We start from the raw sequence: 25,110 nt of genomic DNA on the forward strand, positions 1-25,110 counted from the left end.
TGCTATTTATGCAAATTGCTTTTTATGATATGAGGGATGTGGTCAGTTGAAGAAGTTAAGATTGCTTATTAAAAATGTAAAGATAGGAGGGATTATTTTTAATGACTAATCACTCTCCCCAAATCAGCAAGTTTTTTAAATGGTGTTTGGGTATCATTTTTGTTCTCACCATTATATATTTGTGCACACGGGTCAATTTTTTATTTAAACCGCTAACTTCCTTTATCAGCATTGTCCTACTGCCATTAATATTGTCTGTTTTTTTCTATTATCTTCTGCGCCCCTTGGTAGATTTATTGGAAAGACATAAGTTAAATCGTTCTCTTGCGATCATACTCATTTATATATTCATTGCAGTCATTTTAGCTGTCTTTATTATTGGTATTTGGCCTACTATACGCAACCAAATGATCAATCTCGTGGAGAATGCCCCCAGTCTATTTAGTGCATTGAGTAAAAAGGTTCAAGAATTAGAACAGAATGGGGCACTTTCACCCATTTTTCCGGGCGACGCTAATCCACTATCGCACCTAACCGAATACTTGAACAAAGGTTTCCTTTTTATTACAGATTATGTAACCGGATTGTTTAGTCTTGTTTCCAATGTAACCATCGCATTGTTTACGTTCCCTTTAATCCTGTTTTACATGCTGAAGGAAGGGGGGAAATTCGGCCGCAAGTTGGTCAGTTTTGTTCCTAAGCGCTTTCTAATAGCTGCAAATGAGGTTTTGGACGATATTGATAGCGCGCTTAGCAGCTTTATTGTGGGAAGGGTACTAATTAACTTGGCGCTTGGTGTGTTAATGTATTTAGGATTCTTATTAATCGGACTCCCATATGCCTTGTTATTAACTGTGATTGCGGTGATTATGAATTTTATTCCTTTTGTAGGCGCAATCCTATCATCAGTCCCTATTGTTATTATTGGCTTCATTCAGTCACCGACTGTTGCAATCTGGTCACTTATCGTTATTCTTTTGGCCCAGCAAATACAAGACAATATCATTTCTCCTTATGTATTTGGTAAGCAGCTGGACGTTCACCCTTTGACTGTGATTATTCTCGTGCTGATTGGCGGAGATTTGGCAGGAATTACAGGAATCGTGCTGGTTATCCCATTATATATAATGGTTAAAGTTATCTTTAGTAAGGTGTATTTGCTTTTTTACAGAGGAAAATGGGAAAATTTATAAATTAATATTGAATATTTAGCATGCTAAAATTTATTTTTTGCCCAAACGTACACACGTCATCGCCCATGTTTTTTTGATTTCAGCATTTTGTAAAATGGATTGAGAAATAGTCTTACTTATTTTTAACGAAGCAACAAAGTGATAAAATAAAATGAGTTTGCACTAAAGAAGTAAAGAGGTGGATTATGGGCAAAGCATCCAATGATCAAGACCATGATGTAAACTTAAAGATAGACGATGGCGAAAATGATCGACTTAACATATCCAGAGTTCCGATTATATTCTGGATTATTTTAATCTATATCGATGGGATTATTTTTCAAAACATATCCAAACCACTCCCACTTCAAACAATATTGTTCTCTTTGGTAATGATGCTGCATGGACTTTTGTACTGGCATGTTCGTAAAATTCTACAATACGGTTCATGGATTTATTTTATTATTCAAGCAGGAATCATCTTTTCAAGTGCTTTACTTCTACCTGACAGTTTTCCGATTGTACTGGTTGGATTAATCCCGACTTTAATCGGTCAGAGCATCGGTATTTATTATCAAACCAAAAAAGTTGTAATGGTGTTTTTTGGTTTCTACCTTCTTTTTTGCCTTGCTCTTATATGGCATCACGATGGCAAGAACTCAGTGCTGTTTATTGCGTTGCTTATTCTTATTGTTATTGTTGTAGCGGCTTATTCTGTTCTTTTCTACAGACAGGTCAATGCGCGGATTCGTACCCAAAACTTTCTTAATGAGCTGGAGCTTGCACATCAAAAAGTAGAAGAGCTTACACTAGCCAACGAGCGGCAACGCATGGCCCGGGATTTACATGATACACTGGCTCAAGGTCTTGCCGGCCTGATTATGCAGTTGGAGGCAGTAGATGCCCATCTGACAAAAGGCAGCCCACAGAGAGCCCATGAAATTGTTCAGCAGTCCATGTCCCAGGCACGCAAGGCGTTGGCTGACTCACGCAGGGCTATAGACAACCTGCGTTCAAAGTCAGCCTCGGAAGTGGACTTTGCTGATGCCGTCCGGGAAGAGGCACAGCGTTTTACGATGGCTACCGGAATTCGGACAGCACTGGACATCAAGATTAAATCATCCGTATCCAGGCTGTTGATTGAGCATGGGCTGCACATCATAAGTGAGTGTCTTACGAACGCAGCCAAGCATTCGCATGCCAAGAACGTATGGATCCATATTTTGGATCATCAAGGTATGATTTCTATGGAGGTCCGTGACGATGGAAAAGGCTTTAATCCGGATATTATTGCCAAACAGGCAGGACATTATGGATTAATAGGCATTCATGAGCGGACGCGTTTGCTGGGTGGAACCATTCATATCAACAGCACAGCTCAAGAAGGGACGTCTATTAAAGTAGAGGCACCCCTTATCAAAGGAGATGTATCATGAAATTTAAAATATTAATTGTAGATGATCATTGGGTGGTTAGAGAAGGGCTAAAGCTTGTTCTAGAGACAAATGATAGCTACGAAGTTGTGGGTGAAGCGGAAGATGGGGCAGCGGCTATGACCCTGATTGAGCAGCTTCAGCCGGATGTCATACTAATGGATCTATACATGCCCCAAATGAGCGGGTTGGAGACCATGAAAGCTTTAAAAGAGAGACAAAATGAAACGCCGGTTATCATCCTGACCACCTATAACGAAGATGATTTAATGATCCAGGGTCTGTCTTTGGGGGCGAAAGGATATTTGTTAAAAGATACCAGCCGTGAGAACCTATTTCGGACCATTGAATCCGCATTAAGGGGAGAGACGCTTCTTCAGCCGGAAATTACAGCAAGAGTTTTTGCTAAAACAAGTGAGAGAGAGGTCAAGAGTGAGCAGCATGAAGATACTTCAATCCTGACCGAGAAAGAAAGGATTATATTACAGTCCGTAGCACGGGGGCTTAGGAGCAAAGAAATTGCGTTCGACATGGGGATTTCGGAGCGGACCGTGAAAGCACATTTAACGAACATTTACAATAAACTCGGTGTCGATTCCCGGTCTGAAGCGGTAGCCGTGTCTCTGGAACGAGGCATCCTGCATCTTTAAAAATGGTAAATAAAAACATATATTTACGTTCGAATTTGCCCTATCGTACATGAGGAGCTTGCCCTTATGTACGATTTTTTTGTTTATAAACTGCTGTACTATGAAAAAAGAAAGAACCTATGGATTGCTGATTACTGCTTAGAGGAAGTCGAGGAGGATGAAATTGTTGAAAAGAACACGAATCAAAATGCTGGTCACGGGAATAACCTTCGCCATGGTGGTTTCCGGTTGCTCAAGCGCTTCGGAGGATACCACTGCAAAATCCGGTCAGCCGGTACAAATTCAAAAAGTAACGATGAAGCCTTTGGCTAATGAATTTAATTTAGCTGGAACATTGCAGGCAAGCAATCAAACCGCAGTTTCCTTTGAAGCGGATGGACGTATTTTAAATACAACGGTTGAAGTGGGGGATCAGGTACAGAAAGGGACAGTCCTCGCGAAATTGGACACATCCAATTATCAGCTGCAGCTTGCTCGGGCCAAGGCAGCTATAGAGCAGGCCAAAGCTGGTGTCAGCCAAGCGGACGCTTCTGTTCAATCGGCACAGGCGAGCATTCGTAATGCACAATCCCAGATTAATTCAGCCCAATCCAAATTACAGGAATTGAACAACGGTGCCAAAAAACAGGAAATTGTACAGGCGCAAAATGCAGTTACAGCGGCAACCAATACCTACAACAAGAAAAAGGCAGATGCCGCCCGGACCCAAATTCTATTTCAGGCAGGGGCAGTATCAGTAACAGAAAATGAGAATGCGCAGCTGGAATTAACGAACGCCCAAAAAAGTTTAAGTGATGCGCAAGAGCAATTGTCCCTTTTACTTGCAGGGGCTTCCCAGGAACAGCGTGCACAAGCTTCAGCTGGTGTAGATCAGGCCAGGGCAGGGCTGGAATCGGCTATGGCTACTAGACAACAAGGGTTAGCCAGTAAGGCACAGGCACAGGCTACCTACAAGGATGCATTGGCCGCTTATGAGCAATCGGCTCTGGCACTCAAGAAAACTACTTTAACATCCCCCATAGCTGGTGTTGTGATTGAGAAAAAGGTATCTGATGGACAGTTGGGCTCCAGCGGGAGTGAGGCTTTTATTGTCGGTAATATTAGTACTCTAAAAGTGCTCCTGCCTGTACCGGATAGTGAAATCTTAACGTGGAAGAAAGATCAAAAAGTAAATATATCCCTCTATAATGAAATTAGAACAGGAACCGTTACCCAGATCTATCCATCGACCAATTCCAAAACGGGAAGCATCAATGTGGAAGTCAGCATTCCCAACCCCGAACTCAATTGGAAGCCTGGTCAAGTCATTAGTGCTTCTAAAAGCATGAATCAATCCGAAGCATTGTTAGTGCCCGTAGAGGCTGTAATTAGCACGGGAAATGACCCTTATGTCTTTAAAGCTGTAAATGGAAAGGCCGTTAAAACAGCGATTAAACTGGGAAAAGTGACTAATAATCAGCTTGAAGTTGTCTCTGGTCTACAGGCAGGCGATCAAATCGTTACACAAGGAGCCGGAACCTTATTTAATGGTGATTTACTGGGGAATAATGTACTTGGGAAATTGAAGGAGTCGTCCGAATGATTAAATATATCGTTAAAAAACAGAAAATTACACTAATTTTCTTTGGCATGTGTATTGTGTTGGGACTCTACAATTTTACATCCCTGCCTAAACAGGAGATGCCTGACGTTATTCCGATGACAGCCAATGTTACAACTGTGTATCCGGGGGCCTCACCTGAAAGAATCGAGCAAACCATAACGAAGATATTGGAACAGAAAATCAAAGAAGTGCAGGGTGTCAAAACGATTTCTTCCACTTCGTCTAAAGGCCAATCCAGTATAAGTATAGAGGCTTTGAATGAGGCAGACCCAACAAAAGTGTGGGCTGATCTTCGTACAAAGGTACAGGATGCACAGTCTGAGCTTCCCGATGATGCGATGCAGCCCATTATCAATGATAGCATGACAGGCTCTTTTATCGGGTCATACGCAATCACTTCTGATAAAGTTGAAAATTTGTATGCGTTAAATGAGTTAATGAACACCTGGAAAGATCAATTAAAAACGGTTTCAGGTGTTTCGAAAGTTAATATTCAAGGAATTCCCGAACAAGAAGTACGAATAAGCCTGAACACTCAAAAAATGCAGCAATATGACATATCCTGGGAACAGGTCGTTCAAGCCATTAAAAATGAAAACGATAGAGTACCTACAGGAAGTCTGGATTACGTTAACCGTACTTATCAGTTGACGGTAAATGCCTCGACTGACCCGAATGTCTTAAATAACATCCAGATTTCAAGCAACGAAGAAGGGTTCCCTATATCTTTGAAGGATGTAGGTACGGCCTCGCTTGTTTTTAAAAAAACAGAAAGTTATACGTATGTGAATACCAAACCTGCTATTTCAATCAGCTTGAGTGGAGATAAAGGCACAGACGTGCCAACGGTATCCAAAGCGGCGACAGCCAAAATCAATGAACTTGCAAGCAGCTTGCCGAAGAACGTACATTTCGAACTGCTCTTTGCTCAAAATGATCGTGTAGGTGAAATATTTGGTAATCTGTCTAAAGAGATGATGATTGCTATTGCATCGGTTATTGTGATTTGTACATTAGGATTAAACTTGTTGACTTCTGCATTTGTGGCCTTGGCTATCCCTGTTTCTATTGCCATCGGATTTATTGTCTTGCCGATGACAGGAACGACGCTGAATCAAATTTCAGTCATCGGATTAATCATCGTATTGGGGATACTGGTTGATGATGCCGTCGTAGTCAATGATAATATTGAACGCCGACGTTCTGAATTCGGGGAAGATGCAACCCATGCTGCAATTAATGGAACGAAAGAAGTATCTTTATCGATCATTACAGCCACGCTGGCTACAGTTGCAGCATTTGCCCCACTTTTATTTCTGCCGGGCAATATGGGGGACTTTATTAAACCGATCCCTACCGTTATTTCGTTAACGATGCTGGCCTCCATGATTATGTCGCTTACGATTATTCCTATTTTCCGGCAATGGTACGATAAACGTCGTAAAGGAAAAGAGAGTAATAAAACAGTTAAGCCACCGGGGCTTCTTGGGAATCAAATACAGTCCCTATCCAATGTGTACTCTAAAAACTGGATGCCGAGAATACTGCGTCGACCACTTTTTACTGCGCTTATTGGTCTTATGATTGGTACAGCAGCTTATGGACTGCTCGCTATTGTTCCCATTCAATTATTTCCAGAATCTGACCAACCGGATGCCACAATCAACGTAACGATGCCCGAAGGAACGTCTTTGCAGGCAACCAATCAGGTTATAAACGAAATTGGAAACTGGGTCAAAAAACAGCCAGAAACCGAACACCTGGCAGCAACTGCAGGTGGAGCAGCGCCTCAGATGTACAGCGATATTGCGGGTGGTAGCGGCTCTCAAGGATCGGTATACGGACAACTTGCTGTCGTTGGCAAAGAAGGGATATTTGATCTCAAAAAAACAGTGGACAGTTGGACAAGTACGCTGCAAGCTAAATATCCAGCGGCATTAATAAGCATTCGGGTTCCTCAATTAGGTATCCCGGTCGGCAGTGCAGTGTCTATCCGTATTAAAGGAGAAGACATTGGAAAACTACAAAACATGACATCTAAAGTAAAAGAAATCGTTGCAGGGACTCCCGGGGCTGTAGATGTGACCGATAATATGGGGATGCAAAGCTACAATTTGAATTTTCAAGTTAATCAGCAGGCCCTGGACAAATATCAGGTCAACTATTCCAACTTAACCCGCACTTTGTTACTAATGGGGGACGGAGTGAAGGTTACAGATTTTGATACGGGTAAGGAACTGCTTGATATCAATATGTACATGGATAAACCAAACAATGATCCTGAGGTGTTATTCCAACAACTAAGTGTCACTAATGCGGGTGGAGAGCAAATCCCGTTATCCCAGTTAGCTACGATGAAACCGGACTTTTCCATCCAGCAAATCCACCGCTATAATTTGGAGCGGACCGTAACGATTTCATCCAATGCATCTGGACGTACGGCTACGGAGCTCACCCAAGACATCCGCAGCAAGCTTACAAATACACATTTCGATTCGGGGTACACTTGGGAAATGGGTGGGGAAACATCCACGCAGTCCGATTTATTTAAGGATTTGGGCAAATTAGCCGTTATCGTTGTTTTTCTCATTCTACTCTTGATTACAATGCAGTTTTACTCGGTTTCCACACCGATCATTATAATGACAACTGTGTACCTGGCAGCAGCAGGAGGAGTGCTTGGTAGCTTTATTACAGGTATGCCAATCGGCTTTATGAGTATCATGGGTATCATTTCGCTTGCCGGTATCGTCGTGCGTAATGGTATCGTATTGATAGAGTTTATTGAAGACGCGCGGCGTGAAGGCGCCGAATTAACAGAAGCTATCTTAATGGCATGCTCTACCCGTTTCCGTCCGATCTTTCTCACCTCGCTAACAGCGATTGTCGGGATGATCCCCATTGCTACGATGGGAGAAATTCTATTCAAACCGCTGGCAGCGACCATTATATTCGGCCTCATCTTTTCAACCATTCTAACATTGTTTGTGGTGCCTACTCTTTATATGGTCGTAGCTAATCTGAAGCTCAAACGGAAGCATAAGAAGGAAATGCAAACAAATAACGATAGCTCATTATCTTTGTAGATGTTGCAAAAGATAGATAGGTTATTGTGATTATAGTGTGTTTGAATATTACCCGATCGTACATTAGGCTGTTGCCCTAATGTACGATTTTTTTTCTTTTGCTGGCGTAATACAATGAATAGTAAGAATGGCACCAAAGGAGAGGATTGTATGACTGAAAACAAGCAGAACGGTCACATTCTAATATCAGATGATGTTTTATCCAAAATTACGGGTTTGGCAGCATTGAATACTCCCGGGATATCAACAATCTACAGGGGAATTTCAAAAGAAGCAAACAAACGCTTGAATAGAAAAAGTATCAAAAAAGGAATTTCAGTAACAGTAAGCCCGGACGAAACGATTATTGATCTAAAAGTAGTCGTCGAATACGGATGCTCCATTCATGAAGTGACCAGAGAGTTACAGCAAAATATCATGGAGGATTTGATTAATATGGCAGGACTATCCACGATTGTGGTGAACGTCAAGGTGGAGGGAGTTGCTATTCAAAATAGTAGATAAAATGAAAGCCGAGCTGTTATTTTAGCCCGGCTTTTTAGATTTTTAAAATTGCTATGCCATTTTAGGAAGCAGATGAAGGAGAGGAGCTTGGTAAAACCCCGCTTCGCAGGAATAGGACCAGTGACATACTGAAACAAAGCACAGTAAATAGACTGACGGAAATAAAACCACCCGTGTGCGCATACAGAATCCCCGCAGTGAAAGAGCCAACGGTCGTTCCGAAATACATCGAGGAGTTGGCGAGTGATGAGATGGTTCCACGTGCTGTGGCAGACAGAGTTTGAAGCAAACTCATCATAAGCGGAAAAATCATTCCAAGGATGAAGAAGATCAGAAAATATGTAATTTCAACATAGGTTACACTAGGCAAGTATGGAAGCAGTAAATAAAGCAGGACGATGAAGATTACACCATACATAAAAGAGTGTCTAGGCCCCACTTTGTTAACCAGGCTGCTGCCGAAAAAACTGCTAATCGTATTTCCCAAACCCAGGAATAGAATCACGGTACCAATACTCGCAGTATTTAAGTTGAATTTGTCTGAAAGCCAGATGCCAATAAAAGAGAATGCAGCAAAATTTCCAAGTTGAAAGAGGAAATAGGCGAGAAAAGCAACCTTGGATGTTGAACTGTGCAGTAAAGAACGATATCTGCTCCCAATTGCTGCTGCTTTATGCTGTTGTTGAGCAGCCGGCATAGAAGGTAATAGAACAAAAACCAGTATAACAAGCAGGAAGGTGCAGCTGCCAATTATAATAAATGGTGTTTGCCATTTGGTAGTAGCAAGATAGCTGCCGAGGGGCACGCCCAGCATTTGGGAAATGGCCAATCCTGCGGTGACCACTCCCATGGCTTTTAAAATTTTATGCGGTTGAACCAGCTGCGGAATGGCGGCCCAGACTTGAGGCGAAGCAAAAGCAGCACTAATCCCAGCCAGAAAGCGAAAAGCAAACATGGTCCAAAAGTCAGCAGCAAAACCGCATAGCAGTGTGAACACACCGAAACCAAGCAAGCCCAATAGCAGCACTTTTTTTCGATTCCATCCATCTGACAGAGGCCCTGCAATCAAGGCAAACACGGCATAACCCAAAGCATAAGCCGCAACGATCCAACCCGACTGTTCGACAGAAATACCGAAAGTCTCGCGGAGGATCGGTAAAAGCGGAGATACAATAAACGTATCAGTTCCGATGAAAAACATAATAAAGAAAAACAAGGTGATAATTTTGTTCAAAGCGATACCTCCCTAAATTCGTTAGTTCGAATATTTTCGAATATTAGAAATATAGCACCGCTTATGCTATAATGCAACTATAATTCTTGTACAGGCAGGTGAACGATTTTGAGAACAATGTACCATCCCAATGTTAATGAAATAAACCTATCCACCGTTTTATATGCTCTTAGTGACCAGATCCGGCTTAACATCATCAAAATTTTGGACAAAAACGGGGAGCAATCATGCAGCTCGTTAGATATTTCAGCTCCGAAGTCAACCTTGTCCCATCATTTCAAGGTTCTCCGGGAATCGGGAGTCATTCATACGAGATTGGTGGGAACCCAGCGATTCATTTCTATTCGATACGACGATTTGAATTCACGCTTTCCCGGTTTGCTGTCGGCTGTATTGTTGGGTTTGGAGCAATAAAAAGTAGTCTGTCGATGGACAGCCTGCTTTTCGTTTAACGGACAAATAACGACGAAGCTATAGAAGAAAACAAACGGTATTATTATATTTATTCGTTCTTTTATTTAAGTGCGTCTTCGGCGGGAGGGATTCAACCATTCAGGTTTCCAGATTTGTTCATTCTCATCAGGTTGGAACCCGTTTGTATGAAAATCTGAAACAAGATCATCCGCATGCTCAGTGGTCAACTTATCCTTCAGGTTATCTTATAGCTTATTTGGGTAATGCACAGTTTGGTTTAATCCAGCACTGGTTTATGAAGGATCAGTCGCTGCCTCCGGCTGAAATTGCACGTCTACTAACTCGATTTATCAAATCGACACCCTGTCTTTCACACCATTTTTAATCGGAGAACAATCAAAAGGGGGAGGAATAGATGCTAAACCTTATCCGCTTAATGATTAAACAAGGCAGGCCGATCTCCGGTCTGCCTTGTTTACATTTTTTATCGTCACTTTATGCTACTGGCTACATCCGTTATCCGCGGGGGAAAGCTTTAAGGCGGAAGGTAGAGCTAGCAAAATCTCCTGTCAGATCCGAGACAACAAGTCCAATTTTCATTAGGCGGTCACCTCCAAAGATTTCGCCGCCGAACGCTGCACGGAAGGGGGAACCGCCGTCTTCCACATGATCTGTAGTGTTGCCCGTCGCTCCGCTTTCGATTGTATACTTTTTCTTCGGATCAAGTCCTTTTAGAGTTAATCGCCGGATTGGTCCGTTCGGCTCAGCCAGCACGCGGAAATAAGCGACAAACGCTTCAGATTGGTCCTCGCTAACAAACATCCATGCCGTATCGCCTCGGCCTTCAAAGGGGCTAAGAAGCCGATACATGTCCCCCTGCTGTACAAGGGAGCGAATTTCCTTGTACTGAGCGATTTGTTTGGCAGCGAGCTCTTTTTCCACCTTCGTAAATGCAGTAAGGTCAAGCTCGTAGCCAAAGTTGCCGCTCATTGCCACGTCGCCGCGTATGGCCAAGGAGGTGATTCGTTCCACCTGGTGGTTCGGCACGCTCGATACGTGTGCCCCCATGGTACTGGCCGGATATACGATGCTTGTTCCGTACTGGATCGCCAATCTTTCAATCGCATCGGTATCGTCGCTGGTCCATGTTTGCGGCATATAATAGAGCATTCCAGGATCGAACCGTCCGCCTCCTCCAGAACAGCTTTCGAACAAGATGTCCGGGAACCGGGAGGTCAAGCGTTCCAGCAGATCGTAAAGTCCAAGCATATAACGGTGTGCTGTTTCCTTTTGTCGTTCACTAGAAGCTGTAGCCGAAGCAATCTCTGTCATATTACGGTTCATGTCCCATTTGACATAAGTAATGGGAGCGATCGAAAACACGGAGCTAAGCGTATCGTACAAATAGTCACATACTTCCTTGCGCGAAAGATCGAGCACCAGCTGAGATCGACCTTCAGTCCGCCGCCGACCCTCGGCATGCAGACACCAATCGGGATGCTTGCGGTACAATTCGCTATCAGGAGATACCATCTCCGGCTCTACCCACAGCCCGAACTGTAATCCTTGTCCATTAACCCGGTTGGCTAGGTCGGCAAGACCGCCAGGCAGCTTGCGGCGGTCTTCAAACCAGTCTCCAAGTGAATTATCGTCGTTGTCGCGTTTGCCAAACCAACCGTCATCAAGAACAAAGAGTTCAATTCCAAGGGGACCCGCTTCCTTAGCAATGGCTTCGATTTTATCGGCGTCAAAGTTGAAATAAGTGGCTTCCCAATTGTTTACGAGAATAGGACGCTCTTTATCACGATAAGTACCCCGGCATAGACGTGTGCGGTAGAGTCGATGATAGGTACGCGACATGCCCCCAAGACCTTCTTCTGAAAAGACCAGTATGGCTTCGGGGGTCTGGAATGACTGTTCCGGTTCAAGTCGCCAGGAGAAATCAAAGGGATTGATTCCAATACTTACACGGGTCTGGTTGAACTGCTCTACTTCTGCCTGTGCGACAAAGTTGCTGCTATAGACCAGACTGAAGCCGTATACATCTCCACGATCTTCAGTTGCATCAGGACGAAGCAGTGCCAGAAAGGGGTTCATCTGGTGACTGCTGGAGCCCCGGCGACTTTCCAACCGAATGGCCCCGGGTCCGAGGTCGCGGCGCTGAATATGTCTTTCCCGCACCCAAGCTCCGGACAGGTAGAGAGCTTGGTAGTTGGAATCGGCGAAATCGACAGAGGCGCTCATGGCTTGCTCAATATTTATGAAAGCGCTCCCTGTATGCTCAAAAAGAGTAGACCGGGCAATAGCGCTGTGATTAGCAAATACAGTATAGAGCAGTGTGGCCTTAAGGCCCGAGTATTGGTCTTCAAGGATCAGAAAGAGAGTTGTCGCTTCATCATCCGATTCGGTATAGACGGCAGGAAGTCCCTCTAGCTTTGGTTTACCCTGTACAATGCGGTAGCCACTATAGGTTAACTCCGTAATCCGAGTTCCATCCGCAAGTGCAACCTGGTAAGCAGGCTGACGAAAGTCGCTTGTTCCATACTGCGGATATTCCTGGGGAAGCGTGTCCAGGGAAATCGCGCGATTGGAAGGAACAGGATTGGGAGAGAAGGAGCAGCGCTCTCTAAGTTCCAGTATGCTTGCCAGATTTTTGTCATGATGAAGTTGGGCTCCCCAATAGACATGTGCGGGATGTCCTTCTACAAGCTGGATAATATAGCTGCAATCTTTGGATTGCAGGTGAAACAAACCAAGCGTCTCGTCTACATGAATGTTCATGGTATTCACTCCTTGAGGGTACTTAATATCAATTTGTTTTCACGTAAGGATATTTATCAAAGACTTAAGACTTTTTGTTACCGATTTTAGCTGTTTCTGCACGAGCTCTCCCGTATGACAAGCTTGGTCCCAATCACGCTGTGCGCAGGAGGTTCACGTCCCTCAAACCGCTCAGAGAGCAGTTGAACGGCAGCCTTTCCCATTTGTTCGGGATAGGCGCGTACAGTGGTTAGCGGAGGCTGGACAAAGGCCGCCATCTCAATGTCGTCGAAACCTACGATAGCCATATCCTCTGGTACCTTGACTCCATGTCCATGAAGGGCGCGAAGAGCCCCGATGGCGAGCGGGTCGCTTGCAGCGAAGCAGGCTGTTGGTCTTTGCTCTTCGGCAAGGAGATCGTTCATCATCAGATATCCATCCGCTGTACTCCAGGCGCCTACACGGACGAATTGAGGATTGTACAACCCCTGGTCCCGCATGAACCGTTCAAAATAATGCGCCCGTCGCTCTCCGTCGCTCTTGCCGCCGATAAACCCGATTTGTCGGTGGCCCAGCTCGATCAGATGTCCGAGCGCCTGATCAACAGCTTGCCGGAAATGGAGGCGTACGGAATCGTACTCCAGCTGTTCATCGTACTGATCGACAAGGACAATGGTGTTCTTGTCGGGATGCAGCTTGATCACCTCATCAGGATCAACTCCACCCACAACAATCAGACCGTCCGTCTTCTGCAAGGTAGCGATAGAAGAGCGGCCTCGCAGTGTCTGTCCCAACGTCAGGCCAAGCTCTTCACAGCGCAGCTCGATTCCACGGCGGATCGAGGCGTAATACGGATCGTCCCGTTCCTCTTCAATGGAACACCACAGTAGAAGAGAGACCGTTTTCCCGGCCCGTTCCGTATTTTGCTTTAATTGCCTCAGCCGGGAAGGCTTATACCCGAGCTGTTCTGCAATCGAAAAAATTCTGTTCTTGGTGTCTGGGCTCACGGACAGTGACAGATCGTTATTTAAAACCCGTGAAACGGTTGCGGCAGACACACCCGCTTCACGGGCAATGTCTTTAATGGTTGCCAAAGAGCTCACACCTTTTTAGTTAATAATTTTACTAAAATTCGATTTTATCCTAACATATCCCTAGTATACTTTCAAGATGATGGTTAAATCTTTAGGATTAATTTTGATCTATTACTGTGCTGATAAGTTGTGTTAACATGATGAATATTCTGTTGATGACGGAGGGTTTGGCATTGAGTATTCTGTCACTGGCTCGTAAATGGTTTGGCCGGCTTCGTTTCAAAAGCAAGGTTATAGCGGTATTTCTCCCGTTATTATAGTTTCTCTGCTCATTCTTGGACTGCTGTCCAACCAACTCTTCAGCCGTTCATTGATAGACCGAACCACCAGTAATAATCCCGGATTTCCTGGCATCTAGAGCCAGTGGGCGGATATCACGAAGCTGTCTCTTATCCATGATCAGTGGCATCCTGACGATCCTTCCTATGAACCCAGTGACAGTGCCTGGTGGTATGTTCTAAGTAACACAAAAACGTTAATAGAGACTGGCCACACGCTTGATTTTGGAAGCAACAAATAACAAAGGCTGCACGGAAGACAGGAATAGAAAGCTGTCGAAATTGATTCAAAATTGGCTTTAATGCTGCATGAAAACTAACAGTTAAACACAAACATTATAAAAATCATTTCTTTACCGATCGTTCTCATTATGTTATATTGATGACGCGAGAAAGGGAATTTCAATGGCAAGAAGCAAAGGGTTTGAAGAGACCGTTGTATTGGATAAAGCGCTGAGGCTCTTTTGGGAACAGGGTTACGAAAAAGACATTTTTTTATATTTTTATTAGAATGATCGTTCCCCTTATGCGTAAGTCTTCTCTTTGCCTAAAACTACTTCTTCCTAAGGAAATAGTTACTTGCTCGGTTTTTAGAATGATCATTCTTCAATGTTGGTCGAAGCATATAAACAAGGAGGAACATGTTAATGTCTAACAAGATTGCACTTGTAACAGGAGCGAATAAAGGGATCGGTTTTGAAGTCGCCAGACAATTAGGTCGTCAAGGAATTACGGTATTAGTTGGTGCACGCACAAAAACGAAGGCAGACGAGGCGGCAAGCAAACTGCAGGTTGAAGGTATTCGAGCTATTGGTGTGCAGCTCGAAGTTACGAATACTGAGCATATTTCGGATTTGGTTCGCTTCATTGAGAAAGAGTATGGTCGTTTGGATATACTGGTGAACAATGCGGGAATCTTGGTTGAGAACTCGAGATATGAAGGGGATTTCATACGCGATACGTTCGAAGTAAACACCTTCGCGCCATATTTCATTACAGAAGCTTTGTTACCACTGTTGTTAAAGAGCGATGCGGGAAGAATCGTCAATCAAAGCAGTGCTTTAGGGTCGATCCAGTTAAACCTATCCAGCGAACAGGTGCAGGCGATGGCTACCCCGGCATACTCGGCATCCAAAGCAGCGCTAAATCTGCTGACGGCCTATTGGTCACAAAAATGGAAAGATACCAACTTGAAAATCAATTCTGCGCATCCAGGATTGGTAAGAACGCAAATGGGCGGGGAAAACGCAGAGCTGTCCGAAGCAGATGGAGCAATAACGGCAGTTCGTTTAGCGACTTTGCCCGATGACGGTCCGACCGGCGAATTCTATTATATGGACACACAATGTCCGTGGTAGCATATAACTTATCCTGACTCGGGACACTGGTTCTTATTCCAGCACTCAGACTTATTTCTTGAGCATATATCATTATCCTAAGATCAAACTTCAATTGAACCAGATAAATGTTACATTGATCAGAGAAATCATTTTTCCACAACATGTGCTTCCCCCGAAGTAGTTGCGGTGTTGTACAGAGGAGAGAGATTCTTTCACACTGTCCTCGAAGAGGAATTTGTATCTTCCATGGAGTCCGCTTGCTAGATGATCATAAACGATGAGGAACTATGAGGAGTTGGACGGTATGAAAAATACTTCAATCTTAGCTAAGCCATTAATACTTAAGAATGGAGTAAGCATAAAAAATCGATTTTTTAAAGCGGCGATGAGTGAAACTTTGGCTAAGAAAGATGCTAATCCTACTCAGCTATTAGTTAATCTCTACCGAACGTGGGCAAGAGGGGGAGCAGGACTTGTTTTAACAGGAAACGTTATGATCGACAGACGAGCACTAGGAGAACCAGGAAACGTCGTGGTTGAAGATGAGCGTGATCTGGTTCTGCTCGAAGAATGGGCTATGGCTGGTACTGAAAATGGAACACACCTTTGGATGCAGCTAAATCACCCTGGAAAACAATCGCCCAAGATGTTATCCAAAGAACCAGTCGCCCCAAGTGCTTCCCCACTTTCTGGAAATCTAAAAAACTTCTTTAATCCCCCTCGAGCTCTTACAGTCGAAGAGATTGAAGAGATAATTACACGTTTTGGGAATTCCGCAAGAATTGCAAAAAAAGCAGGGTTTTCCGGTGTGCAAATTCACGCTGCCCATGGATATCTGATCAATCAATTTTTATCTCCAAATCATAATCAACGCAGTGATGAGTGGGGCGGCAGCCTAGAGAATCGAATGAGATTCCTTGTACGAGTGTATCAAGAAATTAGAAAACAGGTTGGTGAAAAGTTTCCGATAGGTATAAAATTGAATTCTGCCGATTTTCAACGAGGAGGCTTTACAGAAGAGGAATCCATGAAAGTTGCTCAAAAAATATCCGAATTAGGTGTGGATTTAATTGAGATATCCGGCGGCAGTTATGAAAACCCTAAGATGTTGGTCTCAGAAGTAAGAGAAAGCACGAAAAAACGAGAAGCTTATTTTTTAGAATACGCAGTGAAGGTAAGAAAATTGATTACTACCCCGTTAGTTGTAACTGGTGGATTTAGATCTTTAGATGGAATGACTCATGCCTTAACCGATGGTGGAATCGATATGGTTGGCATAGGAAAGCCATTTGCTATAGTACCAGACCTTCCCAATAGAGTTTTTCAAGGCAGCTTTACAAACATCACGCTGAAGCCGATAAGAACCGGAAATAGAAGTATTGACAAGAGTGCTCCAATGTTAGAACTTGGGTGGTATGAGCAACAGTTAAAAAGGATTGGTAAAGGGAAATTGCCAAAACCCGATTATAGTGTATGGCTATCTCTTATTTATAGCATCCTGACACAAGGTATTTCTGTATTTAAAAAAAGAAGAGGCTAAAAATATATCTAATTACCTTTATTTATAAAAGAGACTTCTTAAAGATAACGAACAGAAGGGAATGAGTGAACATGGAATATCGTGTATTAGGTCATACCGGGCTTAAAGTAAGCAGTTTTGTATTAGGTACAGGTACATTTGGTTTGTGGGGGAACAACACGGAGAAAGAGTGTGCACTAATTCTAGATGAAGCATTGGCTGCAGGAATTAACCTGATCGATACTGCGGATGTCTATTCAAGTGGTGAATCAGAAGAAATTTTAGGTGAAATACTAAAAGGACGCAGACAGGATGTCATTATTGCTACTAAAGGCGGACTTCCCATGGGCAGTGGACAAAATCAATCTGGAAATTCAAAATATTGGATTAAACGAGCAGTAGAGGATAGTTTGAGAAGGCTTCAAACCGATTATATAGATTTGTATCAACTACATCAGCCTGATCTTGATACCGATATTGAAGAAACTCTTGGTGCACTTACGGATCTGGTCAGTGAAGGGAAGATTCGGTACATTGGTACATCCAATTTTCAAGCGTGGCAAGTTACAGAAGCCCAATGGATTAGCGAACGCAAAAATGTAGCACGTTTTGTCTCTGAGCAATCCCCGTATTCCATTTTAAACCGAAGCATCGAATTCGATTTGCTTGCTGCCACAGCAAAGTACGGAATGGGCGTTTTGGTTTGGAGCCCACTTTCGGGTGGCCTATTAACTGGAAAATATCGCTCCGGGGAAGCTTTCTCCCCAGATTCAAGAGCAGCAACCTTCTCGGGACGCTTAAAATCTGTTGTTGACCCTAATCGAGAAGAAAACCGTTCCAAGTTTGAAGCCATAGCAAAACTCCAAGCCCTAGCAGATGAAGCGGGATTAACTTTACCTCATCTTGCCATGGCATTCACTCAAGCGCATTCTTCCATCACTTCTGCAATTATTGGGGCTAGAACGATCGAGCAACTCCGGGAAACTTTAAAAGGTAGTGACATCCGATTAAGCACCGAAATACTCGATGCGATCGATACGATTGTTCCGCCAGGAGTAACCCTGGATGCGATGGAAAAAGGATGGACTCCCGATTGGTTAAAAGCAGACAAACGAAGAATTAATGGTTAAACATATAAAATAAGCAAAATACCTGTATTGCATTTATATAGAATAAAATCAAGCGACAACGCTTGATTTTATTCACGTTTTACTCTCTGGTTTGCCGATCGTTCACTTAAATGTATAATGGTTGCTTGGGGTGATTACAATGGCAAGATCCAAAGAATTTGAAATTAATGAGGTATTAGATAAAGCGGTACAACTGTTTTGGGTGCAAGGTTACGAAAAAACTTCAATGCAGGAATTAGTTGACTTTATGGGAATCCACAGAAGAAGTATTTATGATACTTTTGGTGATAAGCATGCCTTATTTATGAAGGCGCTCGAACGGTACGATGCTATTCAAAACAAAAAAATGAGATTGTTGGTTGAGAAGCAAGCACCGGTAAAGGAATTAATTCGCCAATTTTTTGAGTCCACAATCAAGAAAGAAGGAGAACCTCAAGGGTGCTTCATAGTTAATTCGGGTGTGGAGCTGGGATTATCAGATCCAGAAGTTGCATCCTTAGTAGAAGATAGCTATTCAAAAACGGAGAAGTTGTTATATAACCTCGTTCTGGTTGGTCAGCAGATAGGTGAAATCGATGCTCTTCTTGAACCTGAAGCCATTTCTCACTACTTAATGAATGCCTGGTTAGGACTACGTACGATGGTTAAAACGGCAACTGATCAAGGGAAATTATCGCGTATTATTAATACCACACTGGCCATGTTAGATTGAAAAGGAAAAATTATAAGCCACTGATCTGAATAGAAAGGTCAGTGGCTTTTTTCTTTTTTAAGGCTCTGTTAATGAAAATTGTTGATTTTCCGTTTTTTTAGAGTGACAACAATCTTATTTAAGGACAGAGTTAACATAAAGTTGTTTAATTTTTAATAAAAAACACTTTGCTGAACTTAAAACTTGCCAATATAAGTCGTTTAGCACTAAGATACTTCGTCATGAAGTTACTTCTGCACAATCTGGATAAGGTTACCGCATTTATCGTCGAAGACAGCTATTGTGAGTTCGCCCATTTTTGTCGGCTCCATAGTAAACTTGACGTTGTTTTCCAATAATCGTTTATACTCTTTATTAATATCTACAACGCCAAACATTGTTACTGGGATGCCTTCGGCAAATAGCTTCTTTTGATACTCTTTGGAGGCAGGATGGTCATTCGGTTCGAGTAGAAGCTCGGTACCGTCTTGCTCATCGGGAGATACAACCGTTATCCATCTAAATTTTCCGGTGGGAATGTCATGCTTTTTTACAAAGCCCAGCGTTTCTGTATAAAACTCCAATGCCTTGTCTTGATCTTGAACGAATATACTGGTAACAATGATTTTCATAATGTTTTTCCCTCCTTTGATATTTGCGACGTTGGCGCTCTGCTAACAATCTGGCTCCAATCAGAAAACTCATAATACATTCGTCAGAAGTTTTAATTAAAATTATTCTATCCATCCTTTCAGTAAATTTTTAAGTGGTTCGTTGTTAAATATAACCACTCGATATTTTCCCTTTTTTTCTGATTTTACGAGCCCTACATCTTCCAATGCAGAAAGATGTTTAGCTATCGCCTGTCGCGTAATGGAAAGGTCGTGCTTCGTAATGAGACGCATTGTAAGTTCATACAACTTCTGCTCGTTGCGTTCGGATAGTTCGTCTAATATAAGCCGCCGAGTTGAGTCGCCAAGTGCTTTGAATATAGCGTCTTTGTCCCTATTCATAAATCGAGTATAAGCAACTGTAAGATTGCATGATAAAGAAACCGTATCCTGCAATCTTAACAAGTTAAAATCACATAATTGTAGTTTGAACCCCATGTTTATACCGCAAACTTACGTGAACGGATACCCTGGTATGTTTTGTCCACTTCAAACGAGAAAGATGTTACCAACATGTCCTTGATTATTTGCCTGCAGTTATATCACTGATCGGCAACTGATTCATTGAATTAACGGTCAGAAGAGTTTATCGAAAATTCAAGATTTGAGACTTTCACATGATATCGTTAGAGTGTATAAAAAGGATTGTCTCAATTTTCATCATCCACAGGTGTGGTCCAATCAGCCAACATCCCTGCTCGACTTCCCTGGCTTGCACTGCTGGTACTTGCCATGACAGGGGTTATCTGCATTCTTACGGAAACAATTCGATCCGGGGGGCTGCCGTTATTCCTGATTTCGTGAAATATGGCGCCATACCCGGTGTACAACTCCTTCGGTTTTCACATGAATGACAAAAGCCGAGGGAGTTGTTTGCATAATAAATTAAGATTCGGCGTAATTGGCAAGTAGAATGTCGCTTTCTGCTAGTTACAGAGCGACATTGGGGAGGTACTATAAGAATTGTCCCATCAACAAGGCAGGACACCCAATCACAACTAAAACTAATGAATATATAAATAGCTAAAGGAGGCCCATATGTATGAAGTCTCATACCTCTGACCGTATTAAAATCCCGCCAGGATTTTGGACAGGATTACGTCAATTAGGGATTGCCGCTCACGACGTAGCTCGCAAAGCACGACTGCCGCTCACTATTATTACTGAACCAGTAGTCACCACCGCCCAATATTTCGCAATCTGGCAAGCTTATTCCGATCTCATTGGTGACACTGCCAAAGGAATCATCGAGCTTGCGACCGCCTTTGAAACAGCGAAGTACCCACCGACGGTCTTAGCGACTTACCACGCTCGTGACTACCGTGACGCACTAAACCGAATGGCTCGGTACAAACAACTGTGCCCCCCAGAAAGCTTACGTATTACCGAGGAGGGCGAGCACTGTACAATCGAACTGGAATGGCTGTATACCGAGCAACCCGGTCCGCCGGTGCTGGTTGGTGTCACGCTGGCATGTCTTCTGGAGCTTGGGCGACGGGGGACAGGTCAACCTTTGACAGCTCGATTCGTTGAATTTTCGCACTCAATGGGCGATGTACATGCCCTTGAAGCTTACTTCGGCTGTCGTATCCGGATTGGTGCAAAATGTAACTGGTTGACGCTACATCGAAGAGATCTGGACCGCCCCTTTGCCTCTTACAACGAAGAGTTGTTGGAGATCCTGACTCCCGTTCTGGACCGATCAATGGATGAACAGCAGCGTAGCCGCTCAATAACCGAGACGGTCAAATGGATCATGAAACGTAGCCTCACAGGAGGGCGCCCCGACATTCAGGCTGTCGCGAAGGAGTTGGGCAGAGCGATCGTACCTTGCAGCGCCGGCTTACTAACGAAAACACGAGCTTCAAGCATCTGTTGATACAAGCTAGACATGAGCAGGCACGAGAGTACTTGGCAGACCCCTCGCTCCATATTAAAGAAGTGGCTTTCTTGATTGGATATGAAGACCAGAACTCGTTCTACCGCGCCTTCCGTCTTTGGGAAGGTGATACTCCTTCAAATTGGCGTTCTGAACATTTAGGTATAAACTCGAACTGAGTTTTATCATTTGGCGTGTTAAACAAGAACTTTGGCGCAATAGGCTAGTTACTGAACAATCCAGACAAGGTAAAATAATCACTATCCGGAGCACAAGACTGTTTTAAAAATGACTACTAATCAGCTTGCCGTGAATGACAAACGAATGGAAAGGAGAAATGTATTATGGATATGGGGTTAAACAATAAAACAGCTTTAGTTACAGGATCAACGAAAGGTATAGGTAAAGCAATTGCCATAGAACTTGCCAAGGAAGGTGTTAATGTACTAATTAATGGACGAAATTATGAAGAGGTACAACAAATTGTAAATGAAATTAAGTCAGATTTCCCAGCCACCTCTCCTCAAAATGCTATAGCCGATATTGTGGATATAGGGCAAAGAGAAGCTCTATTTAAAAAATATCCCAATATTGATATTTTAGTTAACAATATGGGTATTTATGAAATTATGCAATATGAGGATGTAGACGATGAAGTATGGGAAAAATACTTCCGTACGAATGTTCTTGCCGCAAATGAATTATCTAAATTTTATTTACCTAAAATGTTGAAAAATGATTATGGCCGCATTATCTTTATTGCGAGTGAAGAAGCAATCATGCCTTCAGGACAAATGCCTCAGTATTGTATGACAAAATCAATGTTATTATCATTGTCAAAAAGCTTATCTAAATTAACAAAGGGAAGAGAAGTTACAGTCAATACAATCATGCCCGGACCAACGCTCTCTGAAAATGTGTATCAAATAATTGAGGATATGTACCCAAATGAAGATATGACTTTTTCAGAAAAAGAGAAAGAATTTATGACTACAAACCTACCTCAATCTGAAATACAGCGATTTATCAAGCCTATTGAAATAGGTAGACTAGCTACATTTGTATGTAGTCCTTTTGCATCCGCATTTAAAGGTGCTCCAATCCGCATGGATGGGGGAATGGTGCCGACTATTTTTTAACATTTTTTCTATTTTCAAATATTGTACATAGGTTTAAGAAATTCTGTTTCCCCTGTCGCAGTTCATATTAGATCAATGCAAGCTCGCTCACTGTATCAACGAGAAGAGGGAACCTGACATAAGTCAAGTTCCCTCTTTTATTGAGATGGGGCGGTTGATAATGTCCTTCGTCATTGGTGTAAAGTGACAGATTTGACTTGAGCAGAGGTATTTCCATAAATATCCTTGGCCAGCACGAGAATGGTATCGGCTTGGGAGGCGCCAGCCTGTTTGTATTTAGCAGTTGGAAGTGTTGCTGACCAATTGGCTTTATCTTCTGTAATAACGACACGAATGCCATTGACATAAACTTTAAGCTGTGCGATAGCGCTTTGATCTGTGACTGAACCTTCCAAAGAGAGGACATCGTCCTTGATTAAGGCATTCAATTTGAGCACAGGCACGTCTGTTTCCTTGCGTTTAGAGGGTGGGAGCGTAGTTTTCGGGTTATAGGAAAAGGTTTCATCCTCAAGCGCTGGCGTACGCGTTGCAATAGGACGGTTTTTTGTCGCCTGCTCATAGGAATAAGCATAACGCAACAGGTCATTATCGGTGTATGCGGCACCCGCCATCGTTAGATTAACGGGCATACCGGTATCCTTCATAGCGCCCATGCTCACGGACACACTTGGGATCCCGTACTCGCGTAGAATGAAATTCGTATTGGAGAAATAGTTGCCATTTTCCCAAGCTTCCTCATAGGACGTTTCATTCACATCGGAGTCGGCTTTGCCGATATTGGAATTTGCCGGGAATACAATAAAATCAAGATTGTTTTGCTTCATCCAATCTTCAAAATCAATCTTCCGTACATTCTCAAGCCCCCGCAGCCCTTCATGAAACTGTGGAATTTGTTCGTATGGGGTGACGCCTTTCTTTATGGTATCAATGAATACGTCATAATGGCCAAGGTCTCTGCCACGTTTGGCATCTACCGAACCAGGCGGATTCGGGAAGACGGTTGCAGGGTCGATATTAGCCCATGACGGGAAGTTTGGATCGCCCACACTTTTGAGGAATTCCTCAGCCGCATAAGGATTAAGCAGCCCAAATTCCTTTTCAGCCCACTTTGCTGGCATCAGTCCACGCTCCTCAGGTGTTTTCGCTGTTGGCCGGTCCTTCTCGCTGTTCGCCTGCAGGGGGAAGTCAACTTCCACAACCTCAGCTCCCAGAGCAGTTAAATCCTTTACAGCTTTTTCCCATAATGCCTGTATCGAAGGTCTGAATTTGATCGGGGTTGTGGTTTCATGGTCCTTACCGATATAGATTTTTGGAACGCCAATGCGTTTGCCTTTCAAAGCTTGGGTGTCTCGCAGTTCTAAATAAGATTTTGGACGGACACTGTTGACAGAAGGCAGCCGAACGGCTTTCTGTTCTCGCCAGAAATCGCCTTTGGTGATCTTATCCTCTACAACGATCACGTCAAGCAAGCGGAGCATGTCCTCGACAGTTCTCGTATGTGGGACAACGACATCCCGTATTGGGAAGAGTGGCCAATTCCCCCGAATGGAGATTAGACCCCGCGATGGCGTGTAGGCAATTAAACCATTGTTTGATGCTGGTGATCTTCCAGAAGATACCGTTTCTTCCCCCATACCGAAGGCAGCGAGGTTGGCGGCTGTTGAGACGCCAGATCCGTTAGAAGAGCCAGAGTACCAGGCTGCAGCCAAATAATCTGGATTGTACGGACTTTCAGCACGGCCATAAACCCCTCTTTGCATTCCCCCCGCTGCCATTGGCGGCATGTTGGTTTTACCAATCAGAACTCCGCCGGATTTGCGTATCTTTTCTACTGTAAAGGCATCGTCCTTTGCCATCAGGTTTTTGAAAGCCGGAGATCCAGAAGCAACAGTGAGTCCCTTAACCTTGTAGCTGTCTTTAACCGTGTAGGGGATGCCTTGCAGAGGCCCGGTCTTGATGCCCTGCGCCCTTAGTTGATCAGCCTGAGCGGCTTCTTTTAGTACATCAGGGTTCAGAACAGGGATGGAATTGAGCCGAATGCCACTAGAATCATAGGCATATACCCGGTTAAGGTACATGGCGGTGAGCTCGACACTCGACAGTGCCCCTGACTTCATCGCGTCCTGCATCTGAGCAATCGTAGCCTCTTGCAATTGAAATGTAACTAGGGAGGAGGCGGGTTCACTATTAGTTTCACTTGAGGATGAGGGCGAAGGAGCTGCGGATGCAAGCGAGCATCCCGTGAAAGTTAAAATCATACCTGCTGCGATCCATTTGCAGTAACTACCGATTACATTCCTTGTATTCGCTTTTACCGTTCGTGCGCACATAGCATTTTCACTCCTTAGATGGGTAGGATCAGGAATTTGAACGAAAAGAGAAGAATATCTTTTACATAATATACACTATTATCCTCCCTGCGCGTCAATATTTTCTACTCTAAATCCTTATGCAATAACATAAAATTATCCATGAAAATGTTTTAAAAATCATTCGTATGAGAAAAGAGAAGG

At 43.4% G+C, this 25,110-nt stretch carries 19 protein-coding genes and 2 pseudogenes; 15 read left to right on the top strand and 6 right to left on the bottom strand.

The features are described 5' to 3' along the window. Positions 1–101 precede the first annotated feature (101 nt). The 6 genes from LCF57_RS19260 to LCF57_RS19285 all read left to right on the top strand — a co-directional run bounded on the left by LCF57_RS19260 (position 102) and on the right by LCF57_RS19285 (position 8,448). On the top strand, positions 102–1,193 hold the full coding sequence (locus tag LCF57_RS19260; protein WP_226002151.1) for an AI-2E family transporter: 1,092 nt from the start codon (positions 102–104) through the stop codon (positions 1,191–1,193). A 185-nt stretch (positions 1,194–1,378) separates the two neighbouring features. After that, on the top strand, positions 1,379–2,608 hold the full coding sequence (locus LCF57_RS19265; protein WP_226002152.1) for a sensor histidine kinase: 1,230 nt from the start codon (positions 1,379–1,381) through the stop codon (positions 2,606–2,608). Further along, positions 2,605–3,255, top strand: coding sequence for a response regulator (locus tag LCF57_RS19270; protein WP_226002153.1), 651 nt, complete (start codon positions 2,605–2,607; stop codon positions 3,253–3,255). Before LCF57_RS19265 ends, LCF57_RS19270 begins: the two co-directional genes overlap by 4 nt. 157 nt (positions 3,256–3,412) lie before the next feature. Next, positions 3,413–4,837: an efflux RND transporter periplasmic adaptor subunit gene (locus LCF57_RS19275; RefSeq protein WP_226002154.1), complete on the top strand. Its 1,425-nt coding sequence runs from the start codon at positions 3,413–3,415 to the stop codon at positions 4,835–4,837. After that, positions 4,834–7,944 carry an efflux RND transporter permease subunit gene (locus tag LCF57_RS19280; protein WP_226002155.1) on the top strand — a complete coding sequence of 1,037 codons (3,111 nt, stop codon included), beginning with the start codon at positions 4,834–4,836 and terminating at the stop codon, positions 7,942–7,944. The genes LCF57_RS19275 and LCF57_RS19280 overlap by 4 nt, the downstream gene beginning before the upstream one ends. Positions 7,945–8,094: 150 nt before the next feature. Continuing rightward, positions 8,095–8,448, top strand: a complete 354-nt coding sequence (locus LCF57_RS19285) for an Asp23/Gls24 family envelope stress response protein (RefSeq protein ID WP_226002156.1) — start codon at positions 8,095–8,097, stop codon at positions 8,446–8,448. Positions 8,449–8,509: 61 nt separating this feature from the next. On the opposite strand, the gene LCF57_RS19290 is transcribed toward LCF57_RS19285, so the two are convergent. Further along, positions 8,510–9,682 (bottom strand): MFS transporter, encoded by a 1,173-nt coding sequence (locus LCF57_RS19290; protein WP_226002157.1) that lies wholly within the window; start codon positions 9,680–9,682, stop codon positions 8,510–8,512. Between the two features lie 108 nt (positions 9,683–9,790). Here LCF57_RS19290 and LCF57_RS19295 point away from each other — a divergent pair, with 108 nt between their 5' ends. Then, positions 9,791–10,096, top strand: coding sequence for an ArsR/SmtB family transcription factor (locus tag LCF57_RS19295; RefSeq protein WP_226002158.1), 306 nt, complete (start codon positions 9,791–9,793; stop codon positions 10,094–10,096). Positions 10,097–10,277: 181 nt separating this feature from the next. Continuing rightward, positions 10,278–10,481, top strand: a complete 204-nt coding sequence (locus LCF57_RS19300) for a TetR-like C-terminal domain-containing protein (RefSeq protein WP_226002159.1) — start codon at positions 10,278–10,280, stop codon at positions 10,479–10,481. A 131-nt stretch (positions 10,482–10,612) separates the two neighbouring features. Here the strand turns inward: LCF57_RS19300 and LCF57_RS19305 are convergent, their stop codons facing one another. Together LCF57_RS19305 and LCF57_RS19310 are read right to left on the bottom strand one after the other, a co-directional pair. Then, entirely contained in the window at positions 10,613–12,877 is a 2,265-nt protein-coding gene (locus LCF57_RS19305) for an alpha-galactosidase (protein ID WP_226002160.1), read from the bottom strand. Between the two features lie 86 nt (positions 12,878–12,963). Beyond that, entirely contained in the window at positions 12,964–13,950 is a 987-nt protein-coding gene (locus LCF57_RS19310) for a substrate-binding domain-containing protein (RefSeq protein ID WP_226002161.1), read from the bottom strand. Between the two features lie 683 nt (positions 13,951–14,633). Here LCF57_RS19310 and LCF57_RS19315 point away from each other — a divergent pair. The 5 genes and pseudogenes from LCF57_RS19315 to LCF57_RS19335 form a co-directional block, all read left to right on the top strand. Then, a pseudogene (locus LCF57_RS19315) lies at positions 14,634–14,714 on the top strand (TetR/AcrR family transcriptional regulator); the annotation flags it as partial. Between the two features lie 161 nt (positions 14,715–14,875). Then, positions 14,876–15,586 carry an SDR family oxidoreductase gene (locus LCF57_RS19320; RefSeq protein WP_226002162.1) on the top strand — a complete coding sequence of 237 codons (711 nt, stop codon included), beginning with the start codon at positions 14,876–14,878 and terminating at the stop codon, positions 15,584–15,586. Positions 15,587–15,872: 286 nt separating this feature from the next. Continuing rightward, positions 15,873–17,108 (top strand): NADH:flavin oxidoreductase/NADH oxidase family protein, encoded by a 1,236-nt coding sequence (locus LCF57_RS19325; RefSeq protein ID WP_226002163.1) that lies wholly within the window; start codon positions 15,873–15,875, stop codon positions 17,106–17,108. Positions 17,109–17,179: 71 nt separating this feature from the next. After that, positions 17,180–18,217 carry an aldo/keto reductase gene (locus LCF57_RS19330; RefSeq protein WP_226002164.1) on the top strand — a complete coding sequence of 346 codons (1,038 nt, stop codon included), beginning with the start codon at positions 17,180–17,182 and terminating at the stop codon, positions 18,215–18,217. Between the two features lie 139 nt (positions 18,218–18,356). Continuing rightward, positions 18,357–18,929, top strand: coding sequence for a TetR/AcrR family transcriptional regulator (locus LCF57_RS19335; protein ID WP_226002165.1), 573 nt, complete (start codon positions 18,357–18,359; stop codon positions 18,927–18,929). Positions 18,930–19,156: 227 nt separating this feature from the next. On the opposite strand, the gene LCF57_RS19340 is transcribed toward LCF57_RS19335, so the two are convergent. Further along, positions 19,157–19,540, bottom strand: coding sequence for a VOC family protein (locus LCF57_RS19340; protein WP_226002166.1), 384 nt, complete (start codon positions 19,538–19,540; stop codon positions 19,157–19,159). A 102-nt stretch (positions 19,541–19,642) separates the two neighbouring features. Continuing rightward, positions 19,643–19,921 (bottom strand): ArsR/SmtB family transcription factor, encoded by a 279-nt coding sequence (locus LCF57_RS19345; RefSeq protein ID WP_226002186.1) that lies wholly within the window; start codon positions 19,919–19,921, stop codon positions 19,643–19,645. A 700-nt stretch (positions 19,922–20,621) separates the two neighbouring features. On the opposite strand from LCF57_RS19345, the pseudogene LCF57_RS19350 reads away from it, so the two are divergent. Both LCF57_RS19350 and LCF57_RS19355 read left to right on the top strand, forming a co-directional pair. Continuing rightward, positions 20,622–21,637: pseudogene (locus tag LCF57_RS19350) on the top strand (AraC family transcriptional regulator ligand-binding domain-containing protein). Between the two features lie 165 nt (positions 21,638–21,802). Continuing rightward, on the top strand, positions 21,803–22,597 hold the full coding sequence (locus tag LCF57_RS19355; protein WP_226002167.1) for an SDR family NAD(P)-dependent oxidoreductase: 795 nt from the start codon (positions 21,803–21,805) through the stop codon (positions 22,595–22,597). Between the two features lie 170 nt (positions 22,598–22,767). Here the strand turns inward: LCF57_RS19355 and LCF57_RS19360 are convergent, their stop codons facing one another. After that, the gene (locus LCF57_RS19360) at positions 22,768–24,927 is read right to left on the bottom strand and encodes an amidase (protein ID WP_226002168.1); all 2,160 of its coding nucleotides are present in this window, start codon (positions 24,925–24,927) and stop codon (positions 22,768–22,770) included. Positions 24,928–25,110: the final 183 nt, after the last annotated feature.

The organism is Paenibacillus sp. BJ-4 (assembly GCF_020404765.1).
Taxonomy (GTDB): Bacteria; Bacillota; Bacilli; order Paenibacillales; family Paenibacillaceae; genus Paenibacillus.

Excerpts from the sequence above, each read along its gene's own strand:
- LCF57_RS19325 (WP_226002163.1), top strand. The coding sequence starts at position 15,873 with ATGAAAAATACTTCAATCTTAGCTAAGCCATTAATACTTAAGAATGGA.
- LCF57_RS19345 (WP_226002186.1), bottom strand. The coding sequence starts at position 19,921 with ATGAATAGGGACAAAGACGCTATATTCAAAGCACTTGGCGACTCAACT.
- LCF57_RS19360 (WP_226002168.1), bottom strand. The coding sequence starts at position 24,927 with ATGTGCGCACGAACGGTAAAAGCGAATACAAGGAATGTAATCGGTAGT.
- LCF57_RS19280 (WP_226002155.1), top strand. The coding sequence starts at position 4,834 with ATGATTAAATATATCGTTAAAAAACAGAAAATTACACTAATTTTCTTT.
- LCF57_RS19330 (WP_226002164.1), top strand. The coding sequence starts at position 17,180 with ATGGAATATCGTGTATTAGGTCATACCGGGCTTAAAGTAAGCAGTTTT.
- LCF57_RS19260 (WP_226002151.1), top strand. The coding sequence starts at position 102 with ATGACTAATCACTCTCCCCAAATCAGCAAGTTTTTTAAATGGTGTTTG.
- LCF57_RS19285 (WP_226002156.1), top strand. The coding sequence starts at position 8,095 with ATGACTGAAAACAAGCAGAACGGTCACATTCTAATATCAGATGATGTT.
- LCF57_RS19355 (WP_226002167.1), top strand. The coding sequence starts at position 21,803 with ATGGATATGGGGTTAAACAATAAAACAGCTTTAGTTACAGGATCAACG.
- LCF57_RS19340 (WP_226002166.1), bottom strand. The coding sequence starts at position 19,540 with ATGAAAATCATTGTTACCAGTATATTCGTTCAAGATCAAGACAAGGCA.
- LCF57_RS19335 (WP_226002165.1), top strand. The coding sequence starts at position 18,357 with ATGGCAAGATCCAAAGAATTTGAAATTAATGAGGTATTAGATAAAGCG.
- LCF57_RS19265 (WP_226002152.1), top strand. The coding sequence starts at position 1,379 with ATGGGCAAAGCATCCAATGATCAAGACCATGATGTAAACTTAAAGATA.
- LCF57_RS19320 (WP_226002162.1), top strand. The coding sequence starts at position 14,876 with ATGTCTAACAAGATTGCACTTGTAACAGGAGCGAATAAAGGGATCGGT.
- LCF57_RS19275 (WP_226002154.1), top strand. The coding sequence starts at position 3,413 with ATGAAATTGTTGAAAAGAACACGAATCAAAATGCTGGTCACGGGAATA.
- LCF57_RS19270 (WP_226002153.1), top strand. The coding sequence starts at position 2,605 with ATGAAATTTAAAATATTAATTGTAGATGATCATTGGGTGGTTAGAGAA.
- LCF57_RS19305 (WP_226002160.1), bottom strand. The coding sequence starts at position 12,877 with ATGAACATTCATGTAGACGAGACGCTTGGTTTGTTTCACCTGCAATCC.